Consider the following 24,623-nt stretch of genomic DNA (forward strand, 5'->3'; position numbering starts at 1 on the left):
GTGAGACGGTGGCTCCCCGCCCTCGTCCTCGCAGCGATGCTGACGGGGTGCGCGAGCGCGGGGCCGTCGCCGTACGGAGTTCCGCAGCCGACACCCACCCCGACCGCGACGGAAGCAACGATGTCACCAGCGCCGACGTCGTCCGCAGCCGAGCCGGAGCCCGCACCCCGCTTCGTGGGTCCGTCCGACGACGGCCGCGCGTTCGCGATGACGGTCGATCAGACCACGACGCTGCGTGTGACGGAGGCCGAAGCCGATGACCCCGTGGTCGACGGCGGCGCAGTGCTCGTGATCGCGGTCGCGAACGTCTCGGGCAGCGGAGCGCGCGAGTGGGAGATCCGCGCGGTCGAGCCCGGCGAGGCGACCGTGCGGGGGTCGACGGGCGCGGGTGACTGGTCGATCGTGTTCGTCGTCTCGGGCTGAGTCGATCCTGAGCGGGTCAGCGCTCAGGCAGGAAGTACGTGCGCGCGAGCGGTGCGATCTCGAGCTCGTCGGCATCGGCGCGCGTGATCCAGCGGAGCTCGGCGATCTCAGCGGCGACGACCGGATGCTGCGCCCCGATGTCTGCGGCGAAGACATCCGCGACGACGACGAAGCCCGGCTCGTTGGCGGCGGCTGCGCGGAAGACCCCCAGCGACCGCAGCTGCTTCGGCGGGATCTTCAGCCCGAGCTCCTCGTCCAGCTCGCGGCTGAGCGTCTCGGCGGGCGACTCGCCGGGCTCGGGCTTGCCGCCCGGCTGCATGAGCGCGGTGGTGCCGGCCTTGCGCACGAGCAGCAGGCGCCCGACGGCGTCGAGGATGACCGCCGCCGACACCCGGATCTCGCGCACGGCATCGTCTGAGGTCACCGTCGCACGCTAACAGGTTCCACCGCGGTGCCCCGGCGTACAATCGCGTGTGCCCACCGACTCGCCCGTTCCCGCCGACCTGCCGCCGAGCGGCATCGACCCGGACGACCTCGCCGCCACCCTCCGGGTGCTCCACGGCATGGCGGGCCTCGACGAGACCCACCCCGACTTCGTCGCCGTTCGGCAGGCGACAGCGAAGATGTTCAAGGCCGTGAAGAAGGTCCGCCGGCGTGAGATCCGCGACGCGATCGCGCAGGCCGACCGCGACGTCGTCGCCGCCACCGCCACCGGAGCGCCCGACCGCATCGACGACGAGACGCGCGGCATCCCGATCTCGACGGCCACGACCGCGCCGATCGCAGGCACCCTGCTGAAGGCCCGCGCCTGCTACATCTGCAAGCAGCCGTACACGATCGTCGACGCGTTCTACCACCAGCTGTGCCCGACGTGTGCGGCGATGAGCCATGCCAAGCGCGACGCGCGCACCGACCTCACCGGCAAGCGGGCGCTGCTCACCGGCGGACGCGCCAAGATCGGCATGTACATCGCGCTGCGCCTGCTGCGCGACGGCGCCCACACCACCATCACGACCCGGTTCCCCCGCGACGCGGTGCGCCGGTTCTCGAGCCTGCCCGACGCCCCCGAATGGATCGACCGGCTCAAGATCGTCGGCATCGACCTGCGCGATCCCGCCCAGGTGATCGGCCTCGCCGAAGACGTCGCGGCGGCCGGCACCCTCGACATCCTGATCAACAACGCCACCCAGACCGTCCGGCGCTCGCCCGGCGCGTACCAGCCGCTCGTCGATGCCGAGCTCGCTCCCTTGCCGAACGGTCCGCTGCCCGAGCTCGTCACGTTCGGGCACACGAACGACCAGCATCCGCAGGCCCTCGAGCGCTCGGTGACAGCGCACCCGATCCTCGCAGCCGCCGCCGCGCGGGCGGACGAGCTGACCGAACAGGCGATGGCGGCCGGGTCGAGCTCGCTCGAGCGCCTGGCCGCGGGCACGGCGATCGACGCCGGTGGGCTCGTCCCCGATCTGCACCACGTCAACTCATGGACGCAGCGCGTCGACGAGGTCGACCCGCTCGAGATGCTCGAGGTGCAGCTGGCGAACACCACCGCACCGTTCCTGCTCATCTCGAAGCTGCGCCCCTCGATGGCGGCGAGCACCGCGCGCCGCACGTACGTCGTGAACGTCAGCGCCATGGAAGGCGTCTTCAACCGCGGCTACAAGGGCCCCGGCCACCCGCACACCAACATGGCCAAGGCGGCTGTCAACATGCTCACGCGCACGAGCGCGCGCGAGATGTTCGAGACCGACCGCATCCTGATGACGAGCGTCGACACCGGCTGGATCACCGACGAGCGCCCGCACCCGACCAAGGTGCGCCTCGCCGAAGAGGGCTTCCACGCCCCGCTCGACCTCGTCGACGGCGCGGCACGCGTGTACGACCCGATCGTGCGCGGCGAGGCGGGCGAAGATCTGTTCGGCGTCTTCCTCAAGGACTACACACCCGGCGCCTGGTGACTCTGTCGGCGCCCACCGGTACCGTGGCGCGCATGACTGTCGACACCGCAGTGCTCGCATGGCTTCTCGACACCGACCCGGCGCTTCGCTGGCAGGTTGAGCGCGATCTGGCAGGCTCTCCGCCCGAGGTGTGGCGGGCCACGCGTGCCCGGGTCGCGACCGAGGGCTTCGGCGCACGGCTCCTCGCCCTGCAGGACGACGACGGCCAGTGGGCGGGCGGCGCGTTCTTCCCGCGCGGGTACGACGGCTCCGAACCCGGCCAGCCGTGGAAGGCGACGACATGGTCGCTCAATTCGTTGCGCGAATGGGGTGTGGATGCCGACCGCCTCGCCGGAACCGCCGAGAAGCTCGCCGAGAACAGCCGCTGGGAGTACGACGACCTGCCCTACTGGGGCGGCGAGGTCGATGCATGCATCAACGGGTATACGCTCGCGAACGGCGCCTGGCTGGGCGTCGACGTCACCGAGAACGCCCGATGGTTCGTCGATCACCAGATGGACGAGGGCGGCTGGAACTGCGAATGGGTCGAAGGATCGACCCGGTCTTCGTTCCCCTCGACGTTGAATTCCCTCGAGGGCATCCTGGCCTACGAGAAGCTGGCCGGCGGCACCGACGAGCTGCGTGAAGCCCGCCATCGGGGCGAGGAGTACCTGCTGCAGCGCCACCTGCTGCGCCGCCAGACCACGGGCGAGGTCGTCGAGTCGTACATGCTGCGGTTCGCCTACCCGTTCCGCGCCTTTTACAGCGCGCTGCACGCGGTGGACTACTTCCGAGCGGCGTCGCTGCAGGACGGCACCGCCCCCGATCCCCGCATCGCGGAGGCGATCGAGGTGGTGCGCGCAGCCCGCACGCCCGAGGGGACGTGGATCCAGGAGCGCCGTCACCCCGGTGCGGTGTGGTTCGAGATCGACGTCGATGCCGGCGAGCCGTCGCCGTGGCTCACTTTCATCGCCACGCGCGTGCTCGAGTGGTGGGACGCCCGCGACGAGTCACCCGTGGCAGGCTGAGGCAGTGCTGACTGCTGCCGCTCTCGAGTTCCTCGCCGAGTACCACCTGGCCACGCTGGCGACGCTGGGTCGTCAGAACCGCGTCCACGCGGTGCCCGTCGGCTTCACGTACGAAGACGGCATCGTGCGCGTGATCGGATCGCGCGGTTCGCAGAAGTTCCTCAACGTCGAGCGTTCCGGCAGAGCGTCGGTGTGCTCGGTCGACCGCGGGCGGTGGATCAGCTTCGAGGGTCCGGCGCGCATCGACGAGGATCCGGATGCCGTCGCCCACGCCGTGGCGCTCTACGCCGGCCGCTATCGGCAGCCGCGCGTCAACCCCGAGCGGGTCGTGCTCGAGATGCAGGTCGAACGGGTGCTGGGCTCAGCCCCGTTCCGTGCAGGAAGATAGAGCCGCCCTCACCGCACCCCGGCGACGCGGGCCAGAACGCGAAGAGGACCCATGACCGACTCACCTCGTCCCGAGCGGATGCACGCCATCTCGGCCGAGACGCGCCACACCGTCGACGACGTGCTCGAGTACGCGCGCCGCCGCGCGCTGTACGAGGACATCCCGCTGGACAAGCCGATGCGCCCGCACGATCTCGCACGGCTCGCCTCCGGCTCCATCACAGACGACGGCATCGGGGCACGGCGCGCGATCGCGCTGTTCGAGAACGTGCTCGCGCCGGCGTGCCTGTCCACCGACCATCCCGGCTACCTCGCCTTCATTCCGTCGGCACCGAGCAAGGCCGCGCTCGCATTCGACGTCGTGGTGTCGGCATCAGCCATCTACGGAGGATCGTGGATGGAAGGAGCCGGTGCCGTCTTCGCCGAGAACGAGGTGCTGCACTGGCTCGCGCACGAGTTCGGCCTGCCGGCGACGGCGGGCGGGGTGTTCGTGCAGGGTGGCACGATCGGCAATCTCTCCGCGCTCGTGACGGCTCGGGATGCCGCGCGCCACCGCAGCCGTGAGGCCGGGCGCCCCGACCCGGCTCGCTGGGCCGTCGTGTGCAGCGCCGAGGCGCACTCGTCGATCGCGTCGGCGGCGGCGGTCATGGACGTCGACATCGTGACCGCTGCGCCCGACGCCGGCGGGCGCCTGCACGGCGACGCGGTCGCGGCGGCGCTCGACGAGCACGGCGACGCGGTGTTCGCGGTCGTGGCGACCGGCGGCACCACCAACTTCGGCATCGTCGATGACATCGCCTCGATCGCCGATGAGACCACCGCGCGCGGTGTGTGGCTGCACATCGACGGCGCCTACGGACTCGCAGCGATGCTCGCCCCGCGCATGCGGCCGACATTCGCGGGCGTCGAGCGCGCCGACTCGGTGATCGTCGACCCGCACAAGTGGCTGTTCGCACCATTCGACGCGTGCGCGCTGATCTACCGCGAACCCGCGCTCGCGCTCGGCGCGCACACGCAGAAGGCCGAGTACCTCGACACCCTCACCGAGACGCCCGACTGGAACCCGTCCGACCTCGCTGTGCAGCTCACCCGCCGGGCGCGCGGCCTGCCCTTGTGGTTCTCGCTCGCGACTCACGGCACCGAGCAGTACCGCGCCACCATCGAGCACGGCATCGATCTCGCGCAGCAGATCGCCGACGAGATCACCCGTCGTGACACCCTGTCGCTCGTGCGCGACCCGCAGCTCTCGGTGGTCGTCTTCCGCCGCGAGGGCTGGACGCTCGCCGACTACCAGGCATGGTCTGATCGCCTGCTCGAGGACCAGCGCGGGTTCGTCGTGCCGAGCTCGCACGCGGGTGAGCCGGTGCTGCGGTTCGCGATCATCAGCCCGCTCACGACCTACGAGCTGCTCACCGACATCCTCGACACGCTGGGCTGACGGATCGCGGGGCGGCGCTCACTGCTGCGTGGCGCCGGTCGCCTGCAGGTGGAAGATCACCTCGGTCGCGTCCGCGGGGGCCGGGTCGCCGTCGTCGTCGAGCACCGCCATGACTTCGAGCCCGGCGACGCGGGCGAGCGAGCGGAAGCGCTCCTGCTCGTACCAGTGCAGCACCCATTCCCGCTCGACGACCTCAGGGTCACCGGCGCCGCGTCGCTCGTACCGCAGCTTCGATCGCTGCAGGCGGGCCTCGGCATCCCGTTCCTGCGTGACGAAGGTGACGCTGATCTCGGCCCCGTGCTCGTCGACCCCGGTGCGACGGGCGCCGAGCTGATCGGCGTTCTCGGGAGTCGGCTCGAACAGCGGGATCACGGCCACGCCTCCTGGGTCCAGGTGCGCGCGGATTCCCCGGAGGGCGGCCACGGCCAGGTCGTCGCCGGGCAGCAGGTTGAAGGTCGCACCCGCCAGGTAGATCAGCGCGTACGAGCGCGGCAGATCGAGGGCTTCCATGCGCTGGTGATGCAGCACGACGTCGACGCCGGCGAGCGCGGCCCTGCGACGGCAGCGCTCGAGCATGTCGGCCGACGAGTCGACGCCTTCGATCTCGAAGCCCCGCTGTCGCAGCGGAACGAGCGGATCGCCTCCACCGCAGCCGAGCTCGAGAGCCGGTTCGCCGTAGCGGCGCAGCAGCGGCTCGTAGTCGTCGGGGTCGGAGTGACCGCCGCGCAGCGGCTCGTACAGGTCGGCGACGAGGCCGGTGTAGAAGTGGGCGGCGTCCTCCATGGGGATATTGTGCCGAGCCGGGCACGGCGACGGAAGGTCTCGGGCGGTCGGCTCCCGGCGGCTGCTCCCGAGGACCGCAACTAGACTGGGCGGCATCCGTTCCACTTCGCAGGAAACCCTTGTGACCTCAGCTTCTTCCGCTCGCGCCTTCGACGTGCGGCACGTGCAGCTCGCGCGCGCCGCCTTCGCGGCGATCGCGGCGGTCATGATCACGTTCTCGCCCGACCACTCCGCGTTCGTGGGGATGGCGGTCTTCAGCGGCTTCGCGATCGCCACCGGGCTCGTGTTCCTGCTCGCGGTGTGGCTCGTGTATCCGGCCGGTCGCCGCTGGCCTGCCGCGGCCCTCGGCGGCCTGACGCTCGTCGCCGGAATGGCCGGCGGACTCACGCCGATGCGCACCGTCACCGGGTTCTTCGCCGTCGTCATCGTGTGGGCGTTCGTGACCGGCCTGCTCGAGCTCCTCGCCGGCTGGCGCGAAATGCGTGCGCCGAGCGTGCGCCCCGAGATCTCGCCCGGCGTCGCCGACACGCGTCCGCTGCCGACGCCCGGACCCCGCTCCGAGAGCCGCGACGCCGTTGTGATCGGTGTGGTGACGCTGCTCCTCGGCGTCGCCCTGCTGTTCGTCAACCCGGGCTTCGCCCTCGACTACACGATCGAAGAGGCGCGACAGACCTTCACGCTCACCGGCATCACGATCGGTGTGGGCGTGTTCGGCGGCTACGCAGCGATCGTCGCCGTCTACCTCGGGATCGCCGGCTTCTCGCCGCGCGCGCCCCTCCCCGTCACGACCGAGGCACCGGGAGCGCCGACCGAGGCGCCCGTGGCCGAGAAAGAAGACTCCGCGTGAGCGACGACCGCCCCACCCGCCGCGACCTCATGAAGCCCGTGCAGCTGCTCGGGCTCGCCTTCGGCGCCGCCCTGTTCGCCGGCATCGTGACCCTCGTATCGATGGGGTTCTTCCAGCAGCGCACCGCCGAAGAGGCACAGGCCGCGGTCGTGCTCGCGCTCATCATCGCCGGCATCAGCTTCATCGCGGTGCTCGTGATCGTCTCGCTGCTGCTGCTCGCGGTCGACCCCGCCGAGGTCACCAAGACGATCGACAAGCCGGTGCTCGTGGACGACGACCCAGAGTCGGATGCCGCGGCGGAGTCGCCGAAGGGCTGACGCGCTTCGTCTCGGTCGCAAGCTCCCTCGCTCAGCGACCCGGGATCGTCGCCGCGTCAGGGGAGCTCGTCGACGAGCTGCGAGGCGAGACCGTCGTAGGTCGCGGGGGTGAGTGCGAGCAGGCGCTCCTTCGCGGCATCCCCGATATCGAGGCCGCGCACGAACTCCGCGAGCTCGGAAGCGCCGACCCGGCGACCGCGCGTGAGATCCTTCAGCAAAGCGTAGGGGTCGGTGATCTCCGAGCGACCGGCCGCGATCTCGGCACGTACGACCGTCTGGATCGCCTCGGCGAGAACCTCCCAGTTCGCGTCGAGGTCGGCCAGCAGCACGTGCTCCGAGAGCGAGATCTCGCCGAGCCCGCGCAGCAGGTTGTCGAGCGCGAGCAGCGAGTGCCCGAAGGCGACGCCGATGTTGCGCTGCGTCGTCGAGTCGGTGAGGTCGCGCTGCAGGCGTGAGGTGACGAGCGTCTGCGACAGGGTCGCGAACAGGCCGCCGGCGATCTCGAGGTTCGCCTCGGCGTTCTCGAAGCGGATCGGGTTGATCTTGTGCGGCATGGTCGACGATCCGGTCGCACCGGCGACCGGGATCTGCGCGAAGTAGCCCAGCGAGATGTAGGTCCAGACATCCGTCGCGAGATTGTGCAGGATGCCGCCGGCATGACGCACGCGGTCGTACAGCTCCACCTGCCAGTCGTGCGATTCGATTTGAGTGGTGAGCACGTTGAAGTGGATGCCGAGGCCCTCGATGAACGAGCGCGAGAGCTCGGGCCAATCCACGTCGGGCTCGGCGGCGAGGTGCGCCGACCACGTGCCCGTGGCGCCTGAGAACTTCGCCAGGTATTCGCCGCCCTCGATCTGGCGGGCGACGCGGTCGAGGCGCCACGCGAAGACGGCGATCTCCTTGCCCATGGTCGTCGGCGTCGCCGGCTGGCCGTGCGTGCGCGAGAGCATCGCGGCGTCGCGGTGCGCGACCGCGAGCGCTCCGAGGGCGTTCGTGACGGCGCGCAGCTTCGGCAGCCACACGCGCTCGACGGCACGCTGCACGGTGAGCGCGTACGAGGCGGAGTTGATGTCTTCGCTCGTGCACGCGAAGTGGGTGAGTTCGGCGAGACCTGCGAGGCCGAGCGAGTCGAGGCGATCGCGCACGAGATACTCGACGGCCTTGACGTCATGGCGGGTCACGGCCTCCTTATCGGCGAGCCAGTCGATCTCGGCCTGGCCGAATTCGAGGTACAGCGCCCGCAGGCGGGCCTTGTCGTCGTCCTGCAGGGGTGAGGCGCCGAAGAGAGATCGGTCGGTGAGAGCGATCAGCCACTCCACCTCGACTTCGACGCGCGCGCGGTTGAGACCGGCCTCGGAGAGGTAGTCGGCGAGCTCGGCGACGACGGCGCGATAGCGGCCGTCGAGCGGGCTCAAAGGCTGGGGAGGCAGAGAGGTCACGGGACTCCCGTCAAGGTCTGGGGCGACGAACGCGCCAGCGCACCCGCGTCAGGGCGACGGGCGGATGGCGGGTTCGAGCTGCCGGAAGAGCGCCCGGCTCGCGCTCTCGATCATACCGAGCACCTCGTCGAACATGCCGGGCCCGGCATAGTACGGGTCGGGCACGTCGAGAGTGTGGGCGCTCTGATCGAAGGTCATGAGCAGCGCGATCTTGTCGGCATCCGCTTCGCTTCGCGCCCACCCGCGCAGGATTCGCTCGTGGCTGCGGTCGAGTGCGATCACCAGGTCGCTGTGGGCGAAGTCGTCGTGGGTGAACTGCCGCGCGCGGTGCTTGGTGCCGTCGTAGCCCGCACGATCGAGCGCGTCGATCGTGCGCTGGTCGGCGCGCTCGCCGACGTGCCAGTCGCCTGTGCCCGCGCTCGTCGAGGCGACGCGGGGGCCGAGGCCCGAGGCGTCGGCGAACTCGCGGAAGACGACCTCGGCCATCGGCGAGCGGCAGATGTTTCCGGTGCACACGAAGACGACGCGGAAGGGCTCCACGGCGCTCGCAGTCATTGCCCCATTCTGGCCCGCGCGGCACCGCTCCCCAAGCCCTGAATCAGCCCACGTCTCGGAGGTTTCTCGTCATCGAACGTTAAGGAACTCTCCTCGTCAAGGGGTATCGGGCCAGAAGCGCCTCCCGTACGTTCGGATCGAAGGCCCGACCGGCCTTCTTTCGCGTCCAGGAGGATCTGTTGCGCCACACACGTCGAGTCGTCGCCATCGCCGCGGCCGGAGCGATCGCCCTGACCGGGCTCATCGCACCGGCCGCTTCCGCCGCTGAGGCCCCCACCGAGCTGTTCATCAGCGAGTACGTCGAAGGATCGTCGACCAACAAGGCGATCGAGATCTACAACGGCACGGGTGCCGCGGTCGATCTCGCTGCCGGCGGGTACGCGCTCCGGGTCCACTCCAACGGCAACGTCGCCCCCGGGCTGACAGTCGCGCTCACGGGGTCTGTCGCCGCCGGCGACGTTTACGTGTTCGCTGACAACCTCCTGGCGGACTATGCCGACCAGACGACGGGCGCCAGCCTCTTCAACGGAAACGACGCCGTCACTCTCGTGAAGGCCGGCACGGTCATCGACTCCCTCGGCCAGGTCGGGGTCGATCCCGGTGCCGAGTGGGGCACCGGACTCACCTCGACCGCCAACAACACGCTGCGGCGCAACGCCGACGCGTGCGCGGGCGACACGACCGCCACCGACGCCTTCGACCCGTCGCTCGAGTGGACGGGCTTCGCACAGGACACGTTCGACGGGCTCGGGTCGCACACCGTCCAGTGCGGTGACACCGAGCCGCCGACGGCGACGGTGAAGATCAACGAGTTCCTGGCCGACCATGACGGCACCGACACGATCGAGTACATCGAGTTTCTCGCAACCCCGGGGGCCGTCCTCACCGGTTACGCGGCTCTCAGCATCGAAGGCGACCTGAGCGGTACGGCGACCGGAACGGTCGACCGGGTCGTACCGGTGCCCGCGAGCGACGAGACGGGCCGCTCGCTCGCCACCCTTCCCGGCAACGCCCTCGAGAACGGCACGATGAGCCTGCTGCTGGTCACCGGAACGCTCCCGGTGGTCGGCACCGACATCGACACGAACGACGACGGCGTCATCGACGACGGACTCGGCTTCACGGTCGTGGATGCGGTCGCCGTGAACGACGGCGGACCCACCGACCTGGCCTACGGCGGGGTCGTGCTCGCACCCGGTTACGACGGCGTGGCATCGCGCCCGGGCGGGGCGTCGCGCATCCCCGACGGCGTCGACACCGACACCACCTCGGACTGGACCCGCAACGACTACCAACTCGCCGGCATCCCGACATACCCCGGAACACTCGTCGACGGCGAGGCCGTCAACACCCCGGGCGCCCCGAACACCACCGAGCTTCCCGTGCCCGAGGTCGAGGCCGGCTGCGAACTGCCCGTCGTGACGATCAGCTCGGTGCAGGGCGACGGGGCCGCGTCGGATGAGGTCGGCGAGGTCGTGCGCATCCAGGGCACGGTGGTCGGCGACTTCCAGACCGGCGGATTCAACGGCTACTACGTGCAGGATGCCGGTGACGGGCTCACCGCGACCTCCGACGGCATCTTCGTCTTCGCCCAGGCCGGCGTCGAGGTGAAGTCCGGCGACGTCGTGAACGTCGTCGGCACGGTCAGCGAGTACTTCGGCATGACGCAGATCACACAGACCGACATCGAGATCTGCGCCGAGGGCCAGGCGCTGCCTGCGGCGACCCCGCTCACCCTGCCCGCCACCGTCGAGCAGCGCGAGGCGCTCGAGGGCATGCGCGTGACGCTGCCGCAGCCGCTCGCGATCCTCGAGTTCTTCGAGTTCGGCCGGTTTGGCACGATCTCGCTGGGGATCGACCGTCAGTATCAGCCGACGGCGACCTACGCGCCCGGCTCGGATGCCGCGAAGCAGCTCGCCGCCGACAACATCCTCGAATCGATCACACTCGACGACGGCCGGGGCACGCAGAACCCGAACCCGGCGCTGCATCCGAACGGCCTGGAGTTCACGCTCGAGAACACGTTCCGCGGCGGCGACATCGTCGACGACGCGACGGGCGTGCTCGACTACCGCTTCGACACGTGGGCGATCCAGCCGACGCAGCCGGCGGTGTTCACCGCGGTGAACGAGCGGCCCGCCGTGCCCGAGTTCGGAGGCGATCTCGTCGTCTCGAGCTTCAACGTGCTGAACTACTTCACCACCATCGACCCGACTCCGGGCAACTCCGACGACGACGACCTCACGCGCGGCGCCGACACCGTCGAGGAGTTCGAGCGTCAAGAGGCGAAGATCGTCGCCGCCCTCGCCGCGATCGACGCCGACGTGTTCGGGCTCATCGAGATCGAGAACAACGACGACGTCGCTGTCGAGACGCTCACCGAAGCGCTCAACGACCACCTCGGCGCCGACGTCTACACCTACGTCCCGACCGGGGTCGTCGGCACCGACGCGATCACGACCGCACTGCTGTACAAGGCGAGCGTCGTGACGCCGGTGGGCGACTTCCAGCTGATGAACGAGTCGAAGGACACGCGCTGGCTCGACCGGTACAACCGGCCGGGGCTCACGCAGACCTTCGCGGATGCCGCCGGTGGCGAGTTCACCGTCGTCGTCAACCACCTGAAGTCGAAGGGCTCCGACTGCAACGCCGTGAACGACCCGGAGGACGCGGACGGTCAGGGCGACTGCAACGGCGTCCGCACCGCCGCCGCGAACGCGCTCGCCGACTGGCTCGCCACCGACCCGACGGGACAGGACACCGTCGGCCGCGAGCTCATCATCGGCGACCTCAACGCGTACGACAAGGAGGACCCGATCGCGGCGCTGAAGACAGCCGGGTACACCGACCTGCTGCTCGAGTACCAGGGCGAGGACGCCTACAGCTACGTCTTCGACGGCCAGCTCGGCTACCTCGACCACGCACTCGCAGGCCCCGACCTCGTCGCCGATGTGCGGGGTGCCTCGACCTGGTACATCAACGCCGACGAGCCGAGCCTCATCGACTATGACACGTCGTTCAAGCAGCCGGCGCAGGACGCCCTCTGGGCGCCCGACCCGTTCCGCTCGAGCGACCACGACCCGGTGCTCGTCGGCCTCGAGCTGACGCCGCCCGACACCACCCCGCCGACGATCGAGGTGACCGCCGACCCGTGGTTCATCCTCGCGCCGAACAACAAGCTGCGCGATGTTCAGGTCGACATCGTGGCCGCCGACGACCGTGGTGACGTGACGGTCGAGCTCACCGACATCTCGGCCGAGGGCCACCCTCGCGCCGAGATCACCGACCTCGGCGACGGGCTGTTCCAGGTGAAGGCGGTGAACGGCGCCGTGTACCGAATCACGTACACGGCGACGGATGCCGCGGGCAACAGTGCGTCCGACACGGCGATCGTGATCATCGGCGTCAAGGGGCTCATCGGGCTCCAGTGATGGTGCGGTGAGCCTTCCGCAGCCGGTTCCTGCACAGGGACCGGCTGCGGCGGTTTCATGCACAGACGGGCGCTCGTCGTGCCGGTCGCGGTTCGCGCCGCCGACGATGGGCGCATGTTCTTTCCCACCGACGCCGACTGCGCCGCAGCGGCATCCGCCACCCTCGCCCGGCTCGATGTCGTCGCGCGTGAGCTCGACCTGCTGAGCGAGCGACTGTTCGATCTCGCGGCCACGGCACGCGGGCTTGCGGCCTCCACCGACTGGCATGCGCGCGCGGCGACCGTCTTCCACGACCGGGCCGACGGGTGGGCAGGCGAGGTGTCGGGGCTCGGGTGCCTCGCCGAGACGGCCCGCATCCACGCCGAACAGGCGCGCTACCGCGTGGCGCTGCGCCCGGTCTGGAGCTGCGGATGAGCGATCTCGAGATCCGCGGCGGCGGCGCGATCGCCGTCGACACCGAGACGCTGCGGCAGGCGGCGGCCCGCTTCGCGCTCGCCCGCGGCGAGCTCGACGCCATCATGCGGCGCCTGGGTCACCTCCAGCTCACACTCTTCATCGAGCGCGACGAGGCGTGGGATGCCGCGAGCGCCGCGTCCGTGCTGGCGACGCGTCTGGGCGAGGTGTGCGCGGGCGCCGACCGGATCGCCGCGGCGCTGCGCGACACGGCGGCGGTGTACGAACTCGTCGAGCTGAACGCCGCGCACCACGCGGGAGTGCTGGCCGGCGACCGCGCCGAGGTCGCGCGCATCGACGCCCTCCGCGACTCCCTCATCGCGGCACACCGCGACGCCATCGTGCCCGCGCGGCTGGCCGACGTCGAGCGGGCCGTGATGCTGCCTGGCGAACTCGTCCGCCAGTCCACCGAGCTCGGGTGGGCGATCGGCAGCGAGCGCTCGGTTCCGGCGGGGGCGGGCATCGGCGTCGCCCTCGGGCTCACCGCGCTCGCCTACGGCGCGGGTGCCAACGTCGTCGGGCGGGGGCGGCTCGGGCGCGACGCCCGACTGTCGCCCGGGGGCGCCGCGGTCCACGTGATGCCGGTCGCACCGGTCCGTGCGACGACCGGGGCTCCGGCATCCCTCGCCGCAGCGGCCGCTCGGATCCCCGGCGCAGGCGCCGCACGCGTGCGTGTCGAGACCTACACGATGCGCGACGGATCGCGGCAGCACGCCGTGTACGTCGCCGGGACGCAGACGCTCACACCCGGCGGGAAGGACGCGTGGGATGCGGCATCGAACGTCGAGCTGTACACCGGGCAGGCGTCGGCCTCGTACGAGGCGACGAAGATGGCGCTGCAGGCGGCGGGGGTCGAGCCCGGTGACGTCGTGCACGCGTTCGGTCACTCGCAGGGCGCGATGATCACCGCGCACCTCGCGCTCGAGGGCGACTACGACACCCGAACACATGTGACGTTCGGGTCGCCTGTCGAGGCAGATGTCGGACCCCAGACGCTCAGCGTCGGACTGCGCCACACCGACGATCCGCTCGCCGCGCTCGCGGGCGGTGGGCATGTCGGCTCGGTCGGAGCGCCGGGGAGCTTCATCGCGGAGCGCTCGTACGATCCGGCATCGGGAATCCACGACACCGCGCTCAGCTCGCACTACATGTCGACGTACGCCGAGACCGCCGCACTCGTCGACACCTCGGGGGACCCGCGCGTCACCAGGTTGCACGATGCGCTGGCGGCGCTCGGCGAAGCGGCGTCGGTGGAGGTCTTCGAGTACGGAGCCGAGCGCGCCGAAGCCCGCGTCAGTCCTTCGTCTGGGGGCGCAGGATGATGCCGAACACCCAGTTGATGAGCGAGATGATGATCGCAGCGACCAGGCCCAGCCAGAAGTCCTCGACGCGCAGGCCCCAGTTCCAGAAGCTCGTGATCCAGGCGGTCAGCCACAGCAGGAACGCGTTGATGACCAACCCGATGAGGCCGAGCGTCAGGATGTACAGCGGGAACGCGAGCACCTTGATGACTGTTCCGATGATCGTGTTGACGATCGCGAAGATCGCGGCCACGAGCAGCAGCGTCAGGACGAGCTGGAGCGTCTCCCCGGGCGGGAAGGGGATGATCGTGACCTGCAGTGCGGTGATGAGCGTCACGACCCAGATCGCGAACGCGTTGACGACGACTCGGATGATGAAGCGCATAGTGCACCCAGTCTGCCACGGGCCTCGGCCGCCGCCGAAGGTGCCGCGCCTAGACTCGGCACGTGACCGACGCACCCCACATCCCCGTCCGCGTCCGCCCCGAGATCGCGGCTCTCCCCCCCTACAAGCAGGGCAAGCAGGCCGGAGCCGACGCGTTCAAGCTGTCGAGCAACGAGAACCCGTTCGATCCGCTCCCGGGCGTCGTGGAAGCCGTCCAGGCGGCGACCGCGCTCAACCGCTACCCCGATGCCTCGGCCGCCCGCCTGCGCGAGCGCCTGGCCGCCCGCTACGACGTCACATCCGACGAGGTGCACGTCGCGGCGGGAAGTGTCTCGATCCTCGCGCAGCTGGTGCTGGCGACAGCCGGCCCGGGTGACGAGGTCGTCTACGCGTGGCGATCGTTCGAGGCTTACCCCTGGCTCGCCGTCGTCGCCGGCGCGACGCCCGTCCAGGTGCCGCTCACTGCCGACGCCCGCCACGACCTCGCTGCGATGGCGGCCGCGGTCACCGACCGTACGCGGGCGATCATCGTGTGCAGCCCGAACAACCCGACCGGGCCGATCGTCACCCAGGACGAGTTCGACGCGTTCGCAGACGCGGTGCCGGCGGACGTGCTCGTGATCCTCGACGAGGCTTACGCCGAGTTCGTCACCGACCCCGCAGCCGTCGACGGGCTCCGCGAACCCGGCGGTCCCACCCGCCCGAACGTCGTCGTGCTGCGGACGTTCTCGAAGGCGTACGGCCTCGCGGGCCTGCGCGTCGGCTACGCCGTCGGCCACACCCGCATCCTCGATGCGGCGCGCAGCACCGGCATCCCCCTCTCCGTCACCGCGCAGGGAGAGGAGGCGGCGCTTGCGAGCCTCGACCACGACGACGAGCTCCTCGAGCGCGTGCGCGTGATCGCCGAGCGCCGCGACCGACTTGCGGCGGGGCTCCGCGAGGCCGGCTGGCGCGTGCCCGAGGCGCAGGGCAACTTCGTCTGGCTTCCCGCCGGTGACGAGTCGCTCACCGTGGCTGCGGCGTTCGACGCGGGCGGGCTCATCGTCCGGCCCTTCGCCGGCGACGGCGTGCGCATCTCGGTGGGCGAGGAGGAGTCTGTCGAGAAGGTCCTAGGGATCGCGGCATCCGTTGTGACAGACCTCCCAGAGGGCCACTCCGGCCGCGGGCTAGCGTAGAACGGTGACCCCGCCCGAAGAGTCGGAGACGACGAGCCCTCTCGTTCCCCCGGACGCCGACGGCCTCGTCCGCGTCCTGTCGGCGGACGGGTCGTTCGACCCCACCCCCGCCGCCGAGCCCTACCTCGACCTGATCGCGTCGCTGACCGACGCCGACCTCGAGGAGCTCTACCGCGACATGGCGGTGATCCGCGCGTTCGACGTGCAGGCGACCAATCTGCAGCGACAGGGGCAGCTTGCCCTGTGGCCGCCGAGTTTCGGGCAGGAGGCCGCCCAGGTCGGATCCGCGCGTGCGGCCCGCCCGCAGGACCACCTGTTCCCGTCGTATCGCGAGCACGTCGTCACCCGCATCCGCGGCGTCGACCCGATCGACATCATCCGCCTCATGCGCGGCCTCACCCACGGTGGCTGGAACCCGTTCGACCCCAAGAACGGCAACACCCACATCTACACGCTCGTGCTCGGGGCGCAGACGCTCCACGCGACCGGGTTCGGCATGGGACTCGTTCTCGACGGGCGCTGCGGGACGGGCGATCCCGAGCGCGACGAGGCCGTCATCGTCTACTACGGCGACGGAGCGTCGAGCCAGGGCGATGTGCACGAGGCGATGGTCTTCGCTGCGAGTTATCGCACCCCCGAGGTCTTCTTCCTGCAGAACAATCAGTGGGCGATCTCGGTGCCGGTGGCGACGCAGTCGCCCGCGCCGCTCTACCGACGCGGCGCGGGGTACGGCATGCCGAGCATCCCCGTCGACGGCAACGACGTGATCGCCAGCTGGGCGGTCACGCGCACGGCTCTCGAAGAGGCGCGCGCGGGCGCCGGCCCCCGTGCGATCGAGGCGATGACGTACCGGATGGGCGCGCACACGACCAGCGACGACCCCACGAAATACCGCACCTCGGCCGAAGAGGAGGCCTGGGCGCGGCGCGACCCGATCGTTCGCATGCGCACCTACCTCGAGGGTCGCGGCGCGTCTTCGGCGTTCTTCGCGGACGTGGATGCCGAGGCCGCCGCCGTCGCCGACGACGTGCGCGTGCGCACCAACGAGCTCGGCGGGCTCGGAACGGACGTGATGTTCGACCACGTGTACTCCGAGCAGCATCCGCTCATCGATGCGCAGAAGGCGTGGTTCACCGGCTACGAGGCATCGTTCGAAGAGGGGGCGTCATGACCACCATGCCGCTCAGCCGCGCGCTCAACGCGGGCCTGCGCGCCGCCCTCGCCGGCAGCGACCGGGTGCTCCTCATGGGAGAGGACATCGGCAAGCTCGGCGGGGTCTTCCGTGTCACCGAGGGGCTGCAGGCCGAGTTCGGCGACCGCCGCGTGCTCGACACGCCGCTCGCGGAGTCCGGCATCGTCGGCACCGCGATCGGACTCGCGATGGCGGGCTTCCGTCCGGTGCTCGAGATCCAGTTCGACGGTTTCGTCTTCCCCGCGTTCGATCAGATCACCTCCCAGCTGGCGAAGATCACGAACCGTCACGAGGGCGCCGTGCAGATGCCCATCGTCATCCGCATCCCCTACGGCGGGCACATCGGCGCAGTCGAGCACCACCAGGAGAGCCCCGAGGCGTACTTCACGCACACGCCCGGTCTGCGCGTGGTGAGTCCGTCCACGTCGAACGACGCGTACTGGATGATCCAGGACGCGATCGCCTCGCCCGACCCGGTGATCTTCCTCGAGCCGAAGGCCAAGTACTGGCAGAAGGGCCAGGTCGACACCGCTGCGCGCGCGCTGCCGCTGCATGCCAGCCGGGTCGTCCGCCGCGGCACCGACATCACGCTGGTCGGGCACGGGGCGATGGTGACGACGCTGCTCCAGGCGGCTGCGCTCGCCGAGTCGGAGGGCACCTCGTGCGAGGTGATCGATCTGCGCTCGCTGTCGCCCGTCGATTACGGCCCGGTGCTCGACTCGGTGCGTCGGACCGGCCGCATGGTCTACGCGCAGGAGGCGCCGGGATTCACGTCGCTGGGGTCCGAAGTCGCCGCGACTGTGATGGAACGCGCGTTCTACGCGCTCGAGGCCCCGGTTCTGCGCGTGTCGGCGTACGACGCGCCATTCCCCCCGGCCAAGCTCGAAGGCGCCTACCTGCCCGACGCCGACCGCATCCTCGAGGCCGTCGATCGGTCCCTCGCGTACTGACGTAAGGAGCTCGCCATGAGCACCCAGACATTCGTCCTCCCCGACGTCGGCGAAGGGCTCACCGAGGCCGAGATCGTCGCTTGGCGGGTCGCGCCCGGCGACGTGGTCGCCGTCAATGACGTGCTCGTCGAGATCGAGACCGCGAAGTCGCTCGTCGAGCTGCCTTCGCCGTTCGCGGGCACCGTCGGCGACCTGCTCGCCGCCGAGGGCGACACCGTGAACGTCGGCGCGGCGATCATCACGATCGCATCGGTGGCGAATGGTGCCGGACCCACCGTCGTCGGACAGAGCGAGCACGGCGAGCCCGCCGACGCCGAGGCGTCAGACGGAGGCGACGGCGCGGTGCTCGTCGGCTACGGCACCGGGGGTCACGTTCAGTCCCGCCGCCGGAAGCCCGCCGTCAGCGCACAGGAGCGCGTCGAGGCCTCGGTCGGCGTCGTCGCGAAGCCCCCGATCCGCAAACTCGCCCGCGATCTCGGCGTCGATCTCGCCGCCGTCACACCCAGCGGCGCCGCAGGAGAGGTCACGCGCGAGGACATCGTCCGCCATGCGTCGCAGGCGAGCGTGTTCCGCAACATCGAGACGCCGGAGTGGGGCGATGTCCGCGAGGAGCGGATCCCGGTCGCGCCGGCTGCGGCATCCGTCCCCCCGGTCACGGCACCGGCAGAGCCCGACGCGCGCGAGGAGACCATCGCCGTCAAGGGCGTGCGCAAGGCCACGTCGTCCGCGATGGTGCAGAGTGCGTACTCCGCTCCGCACGTGTCGGTGTGGACCGACGTCGACGCCAGCCGCACGATGGAGCTCGTCAAGCGGCTCAAGACCTCGCCGGACTTCGCCGACGTCAAGGTCTCGCCGCTGCTCATCATGGCGCGCGCCGTCATCTGGGCCGCACGCCGCACGCCCATGGTGAATGCCGCGTGGGTGGATCGCGACGGCGGCGCCGAGATCACGGTGCGCCGGTACGTCAACCTCGGCATCGCGGCGGCGACCCCCCGCGGACTCCTCGTGCCGAACATCAAGGACGCGCAGGACCTCTCGATGCGCGACCTCGCGCGCGCGCTCGAGAAGCTCACGCTCACAGCGCGCGAGGGCAAGACGACCCCCGCCGACCAGCAGGGCGGCACGATCACGATCACCAACATCGGCGTGTTCGGGATGGATGCCGGAACCCCCATCATCAACCCCGGCGAGGCCGGGATCGTCGCGCTGGGCACGATCCGCCAGAAGCCGTGGGTCGTCGACGGCGAGGTGCGCCCGCGCTGGGTCACCACCGTCGCGGGCTCGTTCGACCACCGCGTGATCGACGGCGACGGCATGTCGAGGTTCATCGCCGACGTGGCGTCGATCCTCGAAGAGCCGGCGCTGCTGCTCGACTAGAGCGAGTCAGCGCGAGGCCGCCGCGAACACGTCTGCGGCGGCATCCCAGAAGGCCCTGCGCACCGCGTGCGTGGCCGAATGGATCTCGACCGGGATCTCCGGATCCAAGCCGGGCACGCCGGGAGGGATGGAGACGAAGTGGCTGGCGCCGTCGCCGGGCACGGCGATGGTCTCGGCGCTCCCGCGCCGCGCCACGATGTCGTCCATGAGCGGGCACGAGGGCCAGAGCGCGTCTTCTCCGCCGCACGCGAGCACCACCGGCCCGTCGATCGCGGCGACGTCGATCAGTGAGCCGGCGGGCGGCTCGCGCCCGATCTCGCGCGCGCACGCGGCACTCAACGGCTCGCCGCCGAGGATCCACGCGGGGGCCGACAGGTCGGGAACCCCGCAGACGAGGTACCCCGAACCGACCGGGGCGAAGGCGCCGGCGACCCGGTCGGGGTGCTCGGCGGCGAGCCAGAGCGCGAGCTCGCCGCCGCGCGAGTAGCCGAAGGTGAAGAGCGCATCGGTGTCGACCTCGGGCTGCGCGTGCAGCCACTCGAGGGCGGTGAGCACCGGCTCGATCGGCACGTTCTCGAGCTCCGTCGGCTGGCCGGGCTCGTCGAAGTACGACACCGCGAGGGCCGGATAGCCGAGGCCGGCGATCCACTGCGCCGTCATCATCGCCGTCTCCAGGCCCCCCTCCGAGCCGCCCAGCACGAGCGCCGCGGGCAGCGGCTCGCCGCTGTGGTCTGCCGGCAGCGTGTAGGCGCCGATGACGCCGCTCGCCTCCATCGGCCGTGTCTCGACCCCCGGCGCGGTGCCGGGCCGATCCACCGTCACCTCAGCCAGAGTCTCACCGGACGCATCGACGACGGCGAGAGCGACGACGTAGGGCTCGTCGAAGACCGACCACCAGCGTCGCGAGACGCTCGACATCGACCAGAACGGGCCCATCGGGTCGGCCGTCGTCCACGAGCCGCTCGCCGGCGCCGTCGTCGCGAGGTCGATCCGTCCGTTCGCGTCCGCAGCGAAGGTGGCCCTCGAATCGAAGGGCATGTCGTCGACGCGGGTCGTCGCGGTGAGCGTGATCGTCGCCCCCGGTGCGAGTCCGGTCACGCGCACGTCGACCGGATCGAAGGGGCCATCGACCGGCGTGACCTCGATCGCGGGCGGGGCGCCGCCGCCGCAGGCGGTGAGCGCCAGCACGGCCGCCGCGAGGGCCGGTGCGACGGCGAGGCGGCGGCGAGAGGTCATGCCTGCGGCAGGGATGCAGCCTGCTCGCGGTGCGCCGATCGCAGCAGTGACGCAGGCGCGAGCGACCGCGGTCGCCCGAGTGTCAGCAGCAGGATGATCGCGAAGAGCCCGCCCGACGTTCCCGCCAGGATGTCGGCCATCGTGTCCTCGAGGCCGCTCTGCGAGACCGTCCCGATGAGCTGGTCGCTCGCGAACTCGCAGAGCTCCCACGCGGCGGCGAACGCCATCGCGGTCAGCAGGATCACAAGCAGCCCGAACCACCTCGGCAGCGACACGGCGAGGTGCTCCTCGACGCGGCGCACCCACAGCATCCCGAGCCACGCGATCATGACGCCCGAGTCGAAGTGGATGTATGTGTCCCACTCGGGGATCGCCGCGTACGCGTTCAGCGCACTCCCCGCGAACGGGCCGAGGGTGATGAAGATCAGGTAGTGCAGCTGCAGGGCGCGGGGCAGGCTGGTGCGGAAGACGAGCTCGGCGGCGGCGGGCGCCCACATCGACAGCGCGAGCAGTGCCGTGAGCACCACCTGCGAGTTGAATCCGGCCACGAGGAAGGCGACGGCGACGGCGAGGATGCTGGCCTGGAACGGCAACGCCAGCAGCAGTGAGCGACGGACGGCTTTCGGGAGCACGGCCCGAACATAGCAGTCACCCGGTCTGGGATCGCCGATTCGCTTTCGACACATTCGCTGAGCGCCATTGAACCTCCGGGTCACACGCATATCCGCCCCCGACGGTTCCGTGTGACCCGGGAGTTCAATGGGGCTTGAGCAAGGTCGAAATCCAGTTTGAGAACGATTCTCATTAGCGTTAGGGTGAACGCATGACCTCCCCTCGACGCACACGCACGATGACGCTGCTCGGCCTCGCGGCCGCTTCCTCGCTCGCCCTCGCCGGGTGCGCGAGCGGCAACGCCGCCGCCGGCGGCGCCGACGACGGCCGCATCGCCGTTGTCGCGTCGACGAGCGTCTACGGCCAGATCGCCGAAGCGATCGGCGGCGAGCTGGTCGAGGTGACCTCGATCGTCACCAGCGACTCGCAGGATCCGCACGCGTTCGAGCCCAGCGCGCGCGACCAGCTCACGGTCGCCGATGCCGACCTCATCATCGAGAACGGCGGCGGCTACGACTCGTTCATCGACGCGCTGATCGACGCGAGCGGCAGTCAGGCACCCGTGCTCACCGCGGTGGAGTTCTCCTCACTCTGGGAGGGCGGCGCCGCACACGATGACTCGGACGATGACGACGGTCACGACCACGACCACGTCGAGGGGTTCAACGAGCACGTCTGGTACGACCCCGCGACCATGGGTGCGCTCGCGCACGGCATCGCGTCGAAGCTCGAGTCGATCAGTCCCACCGACGCCGACTCGATCCAGACCGGCCTCGCGTCGTTCCTCGCCGAGGTCGAGACGCTCGAGGCCGACCTCGCGATCGTCGACGCCGACCACGCGGGCGCGGGCGTCTTCGTCACCGAGCCGGTCCCGGTCTATCTCGTCGAGGCCGCGGGACTCGACAACCTCACGCCCGACGCCTTCAGCGAAGCCGTCGAGGAGGGGCAGGATGTCGCGCCGGCGACGCTCCTCGCATCGCTCCAGCTCATCGAGGCGGGCGACGTGAGCGTCGTCATCACGAACGCGCAGACCGGCGGCGCCGAGACGAATCAGATCGTCGACGCGGCCGAGACCGCCGACATCCCCGTCATCGCATTCACAGAAACGCTCCCCGAGGGCCAGACTTACATCTCGTGGATGCAGGCGAACAACGAAGCCCTGAGCACGGCGCTGAACGGGTGACCGACGCCCCGGCGACTCCGGCGCTGCAGATCCGCGACGCCTCGCTGCGCCGCGGTGACCGCGAGCTGTGGTCGGGTCTGAATCTCGACGTCGCGCCCGGCGAGCTCATCGCCGTGCTCGGCCCGAGCGGCACCGGCAAGACCACGCTGCTGCGCGCGATCCTCGGGCTCGAGCAGTTGAGCGGCGGATCGATCACCGTCCTCGGCGGCGACGTCAGTGCCGCGGGCAACCGCCGCATCGGCTACATCCCGCAGTCGCGTCCGCTTCCGCCCGACACCGCGCTGCGCGGTCGCGACCTCGTCACGCTGGGAGTCGACGGGCATCGGTTCGGCCTCCCGTTCCCCCGCCGCGGGGACCGGCAGAAGGTCGACGCCCTCATCGAGGCGGTCGGGGCGGCGGAGTTCGCCAATCGTCCCGTCGGAGAACTGTCCGGCGGTGAGCAGCAGCGGCTGCGCGCCGGACAGGCCCTCGCCGGCGACCCCGGCCTGCTGCTGTGCGACGAGCCGCTGACGAGCCTCGATCTCGCGAACCAGCAGGCGGTCATCGGACTCATCGACCGCCATCGGCGCGAACACGACGCCGCGGTCCTGCTCGTCACCCACGACATCAACCCGGTGCTCAGCAAGGTCGATCGCATCCTCTACCTCGCCGGCGGCCGGTTCACGCTGGGCACCCCGGGCGAAGTGCTGCGCTCCGACGTGCTCACCGACCTCTACGGAGCGCACGTCTTCGTTCTCCGCGCGGGCGATCGGCTGGTCGTCGTCGGGGCGCCCGACGCCGAGGAGTCACACCACCACCACGACGAGGTGCACGGGTGAGCGAGGTGCACGGATGAACTGGGACGACGTCCAGGACGCGATGTTCGGCGGCCTCCCCGTCTACGGCGAGATCCTCGCGCTCGTGTCGAACTCGGTGTGGGCGGGCGCGGTGCTCGGCCTTGTGGGCGGGCTCATCGGCGTGTTCGTCATGCAGCGCGACATGGCGTTCGCCGTGCACGGCATCAGCGAACTGTCGTTCGCGGGCGCGGCGGCGGCGCTCCTCATCGGCGCCGACGTGGTCACCGGCTCGATCGTCGGATCGCTCATCGCTGCTGCTCTCATCGGCTGGCTCGGCGTGCGCGCGCGCGATCGGAATTCGATCATCGGCGTCCTCATGCCGTTCGGCCTGGGCCTCGGCATCCTGTTCCTCTCGCTCTACGACGGCCGCAGCGCCAACCGCTTCAGCCTGCTCACCGGGCAGATCGTGTCGGTGCAGAGCGATCAGCTCGGCTGGCTCATCGCGATCGGCGCGTTCGTGCTGCTCGCGCTGCTGCTCATCTGGCGGCCGCTGCGGTTCGACTCGCTCGATCCGCAGTCCGCAGCCGCGCGCGGCGTGCCGACGACGGCCGTATCGCTCGGGTTCATGCTGCTGCTCGGGCTCATCGTCGCCGTCGCTGTCCACATCATCGGCGCGCTGCTCGTGATGGCGCTGCTGGTGACGCCCGCAGCCGCCGCGATGCGCATCGCCGCAGGCCCCCTCTCGGTGCCCCTGCTCGCGGCGCTCTTCGGGTTCGTGTCGGCCGTGGGCGGCATCCTGCTCGCGATCGCCGGAACCCTCCCCGTGAGCCCGTACATCACCACCATCTCGTTCGCGATCTATGTCATCTGCCGCATCATCGGCACCCGTCGCGGCCGGGTCACGAGGGAGCCCGCCGGTCAGCTCCACAGCGCTCGCGGGTAGACTCCCCGCCATGGCCCAGCGGAACACGTGGCAGCGCGATCGCGTGCGCGAAGCCCTCGCAGACGCCCCCGGCTTCGTGAGCGCGCAGAGCCTGCACGCCACGCTCCGCGAGGAGAACACCGGCATCGGCCTGGCCACCGTCTACCGCGCGCTCGCCGGCCTCGCCGCGCAGGGCGACGCCGATTCGCTGCAGAGCCCCGACGGTGAGAACCTCTTCCGCGCATGCGCGTCGACCGGCCACCACCACCACCTCATCTGCCGTTCGTGCGGCGTGGCCGTCGAGATCGAGGCGTCCGACGTCGAGGAGTGGGCGCACCGCATCGCCGCCACCCACGGCTTCACGCGCGCCGAGCACGTCGTCGACATCTTCGGGCTCTGCGCGACCTGCACGAAGGCGCGGGAGACCGAGCGTGACGCGCACTGACACGCGCCCCGCGGGTGTCGCGCCCTCGGGCGTC

Annotated in this window: 25 protein-coding genes; 18 read left to right on the forward strand and 7 right to left on the reverse strand. The window is 70.5% G+C overall.

All coding sequences use genetic code 11. The features are described 5' to 3' along the window. Nucleotides 1–423 carry a hypothetical protein gene (locus FFS15_RS07760; RefSeq protein WP_137844452.1) on the forward strand — a complete coding sequence of 141 codons (423 nt, stop codon included), beginning with the start codon at nucleotides 1–3 and terminating at the stop codon, nucleotides 421–423. A 16-nt stretch (nucleotides 424–439) separates the two neighbouring features. Here FFS15_RS07760 and FFS15_RS07765 read toward each other — a convergent pair whose 3' ends face one another. After that, the gene (locus tag FFS15_RS07765) at nucleotides 440–847 is read right to left on the reverse strand and encodes an NUDIX domain-containing protein (protein WP_249353836.1); all 408 of its coding nucleotides are present in this window, start codon (nucleotides 845–847) and stop codon (nucleotides 440–442) included. 49 nt (nucleotides 848–896) lie between these two features. On the opposite strand from FFS15_RS07765, the gene FFS15_RS07770 reads away from it, so the two are divergent. Genes FFS15_RS07770 through FFS15_RS07785 form a run of 4 tightly spaced genes read left to right on the forward strand, consistent with a single transcriptional unit; the run spans nucleotide 897 to nucleotide 5,210 of the window. Continuing rightward, nucleotides 897–2,378, forward strand: coding sequence for an SDR family NAD(P)-dependent oxidoreductase (locus FFS15_RS07770; RefSeq protein WP_171013124.1), 1,482 nt, complete (start codon nucleotides 897–899; stop codon nucleotides 2,376–2,378). 32 nt (nucleotides 2,379–2,410) lie between these two features. Beyond that, nucleotides 2,411–3,385 (forward strand): squalene cyclase, encoded by a 975-nt coding sequence (locus FFS15_RS07775; RefSeq protein ID WP_137844453.1) that lies wholly within the window; start codon nucleotides 2,411–2,413, stop codon nucleotides 3,383–3,385. Nucleotides 3,386–3,389: 4 nt separating this feature from the next. Next, nucleotides 3,390–3,773, forward strand: a complete 384-nt coding sequence (locus tag FFS15_RS07780; protein ID WP_249353838.1) for a PPOX class F420-dependent oxidoreductase — start codon at nucleotides 3,390–3,392, stop codon at nucleotides 3,771–3,773. A 51-nt stretch (nucleotides 3,774–3,824) separates the two neighbouring features. After that, nucleotides 3,825–5,210, forward strand: coding sequence for an aminotransferase class V-fold PLP-dependent enzyme (locus FFS15_RS07785; protein ID WP_137844455.1), 1,386 nt, complete (start codon nucleotides 3,825–3,827; stop codon nucleotides 5,208–5,210). Between the two features lie 18 nt (nucleotides 5,211–5,228). Here the strand turns inward: FFS15_RS07785 and FFS15_RS07790 are convergent, their stop codons facing one another. Next, nucleotides 5,229–5,993 carry a class I SAM-dependent methyltransferase gene (locus FFS15_RS07790; RefSeq protein WP_137844456.1) on the reverse strand — a complete coding sequence of 255 codons (765 nt, stop codon included), beginning with the start codon at nucleotides 5,991–5,993 and terminating at the stop codon, nucleotides 5,229–5,231. Between the two features lie 121 nt (nucleotides 5,994–6,114). Here FFS15_RS07790 and FFS15_RS07795 point away from each other — a divergent pair, with 121 nt between their 5' ends. Then, on the forward strand, nucleotides 6,115–6,840 hold the full coding sequence (locus FFS15_RS07795; protein WP_137844457.1) for an acyl-CoA synthetase: 726 nt from the start codon (nucleotides 6,115–6,117) through the stop codon (nucleotides 6,838–6,840). Next, a complete protein-coding gene (locus tag FFS15_RS07800; RefSeq protein WP_137844458.1) occupies nucleotides 6,837–7,157 on the forward strand; it encodes an amino acid transporter in 321 nt (106 codons plus the stop codon). Before FFS15_RS07795 ends, FFS15_RS07800 begins: the two co-directional genes overlap by 4 nt. A gap of 56 nt (nucleotides 7,158–7,213) precedes the next feature. Here FFS15_RS07800 and purB read toward each other — a convergent pair whose 3' ends face one another. Together purB and FFS15_RS07810 are read right to left on the reverse strand one after the other, a co-directional pair. Further along, entirely contained in the window at nucleotides 7,214–8,596 is a 1,383-nt protein-coding gene (gene purB, locus FFS15_RS07805) for an adenylosuccinate lyase (protein WP_137844459.1), read from the reverse strand. A 48-nt stretch (nucleotides 8,597–8,644) separates the two neighbouring features. Next, entirely contained in the window at nucleotides 8,645–9,151 is a 507-nt protein-coding gene (locus FFS15_RS07810) for a low molecular weight protein-tyrosine-phosphatase (RefSeq protein WP_137844460.1), read from the reverse strand. A gap of 179 nt (nucleotides 9,152–9,330) precedes the next feature. Between FFS15_RS07810 and FFS15_RS07820 the strand changes: the two genes are divergently transcribed. The 3 genes from FFS15_RS07820 (at nucleotide 9,331) to FFS15_RS07830 (ending at nucleotide 14,357) form a co-directional block, all read left to right on the forward strand. After that, on the forward strand, nucleotides 9,331–12,582 hold the full coding sequence (locus tag FFS15_RS07820) for an ExeM/NucH family extracellular endonuclease (RefSeq protein WP_249353840.1): 3,252 nt from the start codon (nucleotides 9,331–9,333) through the stop codon (nucleotides 12,580–12,582). Nucleotides 12,583–12,696: 114 nt separating this feature from the next. Beyond that, complete coding sequence (locus FFS15_RS07825) at nucleotides 12,697–12,996, forward strand: hypothetical protein (protein WP_137844461.1); 300 nt, start codon at nucleotides 12,697–12,699, stop codon at nucleotides 12,994–12,996. Next, on the forward strand, nucleotides 12,993–14,357 hold the full coding sequence (locus FFS15_RS07830; RefSeq protein WP_137844462.1) for a hypothetical protein: 1,365 nt from the start codon (nucleotides 12,993–12,995) through the stop codon (nucleotides 14,355–14,357). The genes FFS15_RS07825 and FFS15_RS07830 overlap by 4 nt, the downstream gene beginning before the upstream one ends. On the opposite strand, the gene FFS15_RS07835 is transcribed toward FFS15_RS07830, so the two are convergent. Next, on the reverse strand, nucleotides 14,329–14,721 hold the full coding sequence (locus FFS15_RS07835; protein WP_137844463.1) for a phage holin family protein: 393 nt from the start codon (nucleotides 14,719–14,721) through the stop codon (nucleotides 14,329–14,331). The two genes, FFS15_RS07830 and FFS15_RS07835, sit on opposite strands and share 29 nt — an antisense overlap. Before the next feature lie 62 nt (nucleotides 14,722–14,783). Between FFS15_RS07835 and FFS15_RS07840 the strand changes: the two genes are divergently transcribed. Genes FFS15_RS07840 through FFS15_RS07855 form a run of 4 tightly spaced genes read left to right on the forward strand, consistent with a single transcriptional unit; the run spans nucleotide 14,784 to nucleotide 19,415 of the window. Beyond that, nucleotides 14,784–15,896 carry a histidinol-phosphate transaminase gene (locus tag FFS15_RS07840; RefSeq protein ID WP_137844464.1) on the forward strand — a complete coding sequence of 371 codons (1,113 nt, stop codon included), beginning with the start codon at nucleotides 14,784–14,786 and terminating at the stop codon, nucleotides 15,894–15,896. Between the two features lie 4 nt (nucleotides 15,897–15,900). Then, nucleotides 15,901–17,067 (forward strand): thiamine pyrophosphate-dependent enzyme, encoded by a 1,167-nt coding sequence (locus FFS15_RS07845; protein ID WP_137844465.1) that lies wholly within the window; start codon nucleotides 15,901–15,903, stop codon nucleotides 17,065–17,067. Continuing rightward, nucleotides 17,064–18,038: an alpha-ketoacid dehydrogenase subunit beta gene (locus FFS15_RS07850; RefSeq protein WP_137844466.1), complete on the forward strand. Its 975-nt coding sequence runs from the start codon at nucleotides 17,064–17,066 to the stop codon at nucleotides 18,036–18,038. The genes FFS15_RS07845 and FFS15_RS07850 overlap by 4 nt, the downstream gene beginning before the upstream one ends. Nucleotides 18,039–18,053: 15 nt before the next feature. Beyond that, nucleotides 18,054–19,415: a dihydrolipoamide acetyltransferase family protein gene (locus tag FFS15_RS07855; protein ID WP_137844467.1), complete on the forward strand. Its 1,362-nt coding sequence runs from the start codon at nucleotides 18,054–18,056 to the stop codon at nucleotides 19,413–19,415. Between the two features lie 6 nt (nucleotides 19,416–19,421). On the opposite strand, the gene FFS15_RS07860 is transcribed toward FFS15_RS07855, so the two are convergent. Both FFS15_RS07860 and FFS15_RS07865 read right to left on the reverse strand, forming a co-directional pair. Next, a complete protein-coding gene (locus FFS15_RS07860; protein WP_137844468.1) occupies nucleotides 19,422–20,651 on the reverse strand; it encodes an acyl-CoA thioesterase/BAAT N-terminal domain-containing protein in 1,230 nt (409 codons plus the stop codon). Further along, nucleotides 20,648–21,283, reverse strand: coding sequence for a hypothetical protein (locus FFS15_RS07865; protein WP_137844469.1), 636 nt, complete (start codon nucleotides 21,281–21,283; stop codon nucleotides 20,648–20,650). The genes FFS15_RS07860 and FFS15_RS07865 overlap by 4 nt, the downstream gene beginning before the upstream one ends. A 191-nt stretch (nucleotides 21,284–21,474) precedes the next feature. Here FFS15_RS07865 and FFS15_RS07870 point away from each other — a divergent pair, with 191 nt between their 5' ends. Genes FFS15_RS07870 through FFS15_RS07885 form a run of 4 tightly spaced genes read left to right on the forward strand, consistent with a single transcriptional unit; the run spans nucleotide 21,475 to nucleotide 24,589 of the window. After that, nucleotides 21,475–22,446 (forward strand): zinc ABC transporter substrate-binding protein, encoded by a 972-nt coding sequence (locus FFS15_RS07870; RefSeq protein WP_137844470.1) that lies wholly within the window; start codon nucleotides 21,475–21,477, stop codon nucleotides 22,444–22,446. Beyond that, nucleotides 22,443–23,264, forward strand: coding sequence for a metal ABC transporter ATP-binding protein (locus tag FFS15_RS07875; RefSeq protein ID WP_137844471.1), 822 nt, complete (start codon nucleotides 22,443–22,445; stop codon nucleotides 23,262–23,264). Before FFS15_RS07870 ends, FFS15_RS07875 begins: the two co-directional genes overlap by 4 nt. 13 nt (nucleotides 23,265–23,277) lie before the next feature. After that, nucleotides 23,278–24,165: a metal ABC transporter permease gene (locus FFS15_RS07880; protein ID WP_137844472.1), complete on the forward strand. Its 888-nt coding sequence runs from the start codon at nucleotides 23,278–23,280 to the stop codon at nucleotides 24,163–24,165. A 10-nt stretch (nucleotides 24,166–24,175) separates the two neighbouring features. Next, nucleotides 24,176–24,589 carry a Fur family transcriptional regulator gene (locus tag FFS15_RS07885; protein ID WP_137844473.1) on the forward strand — a complete coding sequence of 138 codons (414 nt, stop codon included), beginning with the start codon at nucleotides 24,176–24,178 and terminating at the stop codon, nucleotides 24,587–24,589. The last annotated feature ends 34 nt before the right edge of the window (nucleotides 24,590–24,623 follow it).

It is taken from the genome of Microbacterium sp. 2FI, assembly GCF_005502885.1.
Classification (GTDB): Bacteria; Actinomycetota; Actinomycetes; order Actinomycetales; family Microbacteriaceae; genus Microbacterium.

Coding starts and splice junctions, on each gene's coding strand:
- FFS15_RS07835 (WP_137844463.1), bottom strand. CDS start 14,721: ATGCGCTTCATCATCCGAGTCGTCGTCAACGCGTTCGCGATCTGGGTC.
- FFS15_RS07855 (WP_137844467.1), top strand. CDS start 18,054: ATGAGCACCCAGACATTCGTCCTCCCCGACGTCGGCGAAGGGCTCACC.
- FFS15_RS07810 (WP_137844460.1), bottom strand. CDS start 9,151: ATGACTGCGAGCGCCGTGGAGCCCTTCCGCGTCGTCTTCGTGTGCACC.
- FFS15_RS07885 (WP_137844473.1), top strand. CDS start 24,176: ATGGCCCAGCGGAACACGTGGCAGCGCGATCGCGTGCGCGAAGCCCTC.
- FFS15_RS07790 (WP_137844456.1), bottom strand. CDS start 5,993: ATGGAGGACGCCGCCCACTTCTACACCGGCCTCGTCGCCGACCTGTAC.
- FFS15_RS07850 (WP_137844466.1), top strand. CDS start 17,064: ATGACCACCATGCCGCTCAGCCGCGCGCTCAACGCGGGCCTGCGCGCC.
- FFS15_RS07860 (WP_137844468.1), bottom strand. CDS start 20,651: ATGACCTCTCGCCGCCGCCTCGCCGTCGCACCGGCCCTCGCGGCGGCC.
- FFS15_RS07785 (WP_137844455.1), top strand. CDS start 3,825: ATGACCGACTCACCTCGTCCCGAGCGGATGCACGCCATCTCGGCCGAG.
- FFS15_RS07880 (WP_137844472.1), top strand. CDS start 23,278: ATGAACTGGGACGACGTCCAGGACGCGATGTTCGGCGGCCTCCCCGTC.
- FFS15_RS07830 (WP_137844462.1), top strand. CDS start 12,993: ATGAGCGATCTCGAGATCCGCGGCGGCGGCGCGATCGCCGTCGACACC.
- FFS15_RS07870 (WP_137844470.1), top strand. CDS start 21,475: ATGACCTCCCCTCGACGCACACGCACGATGACGCTGCTCGGCCTCGCG.
- FFS15_RS07825 (WP_137844461.1), top strand. CDS start 12,697: ATGTTCTTTCCCACCGACGCCGACTGCGCCGCAGCGGCATCCGCCACC.
- FFS15_RS07775 (WP_137844453.1), top strand. CDS start 2,411: ATGACTGTCGACACCGCAGTGCTCGCATGGCTTCTCGACACCGACCCG.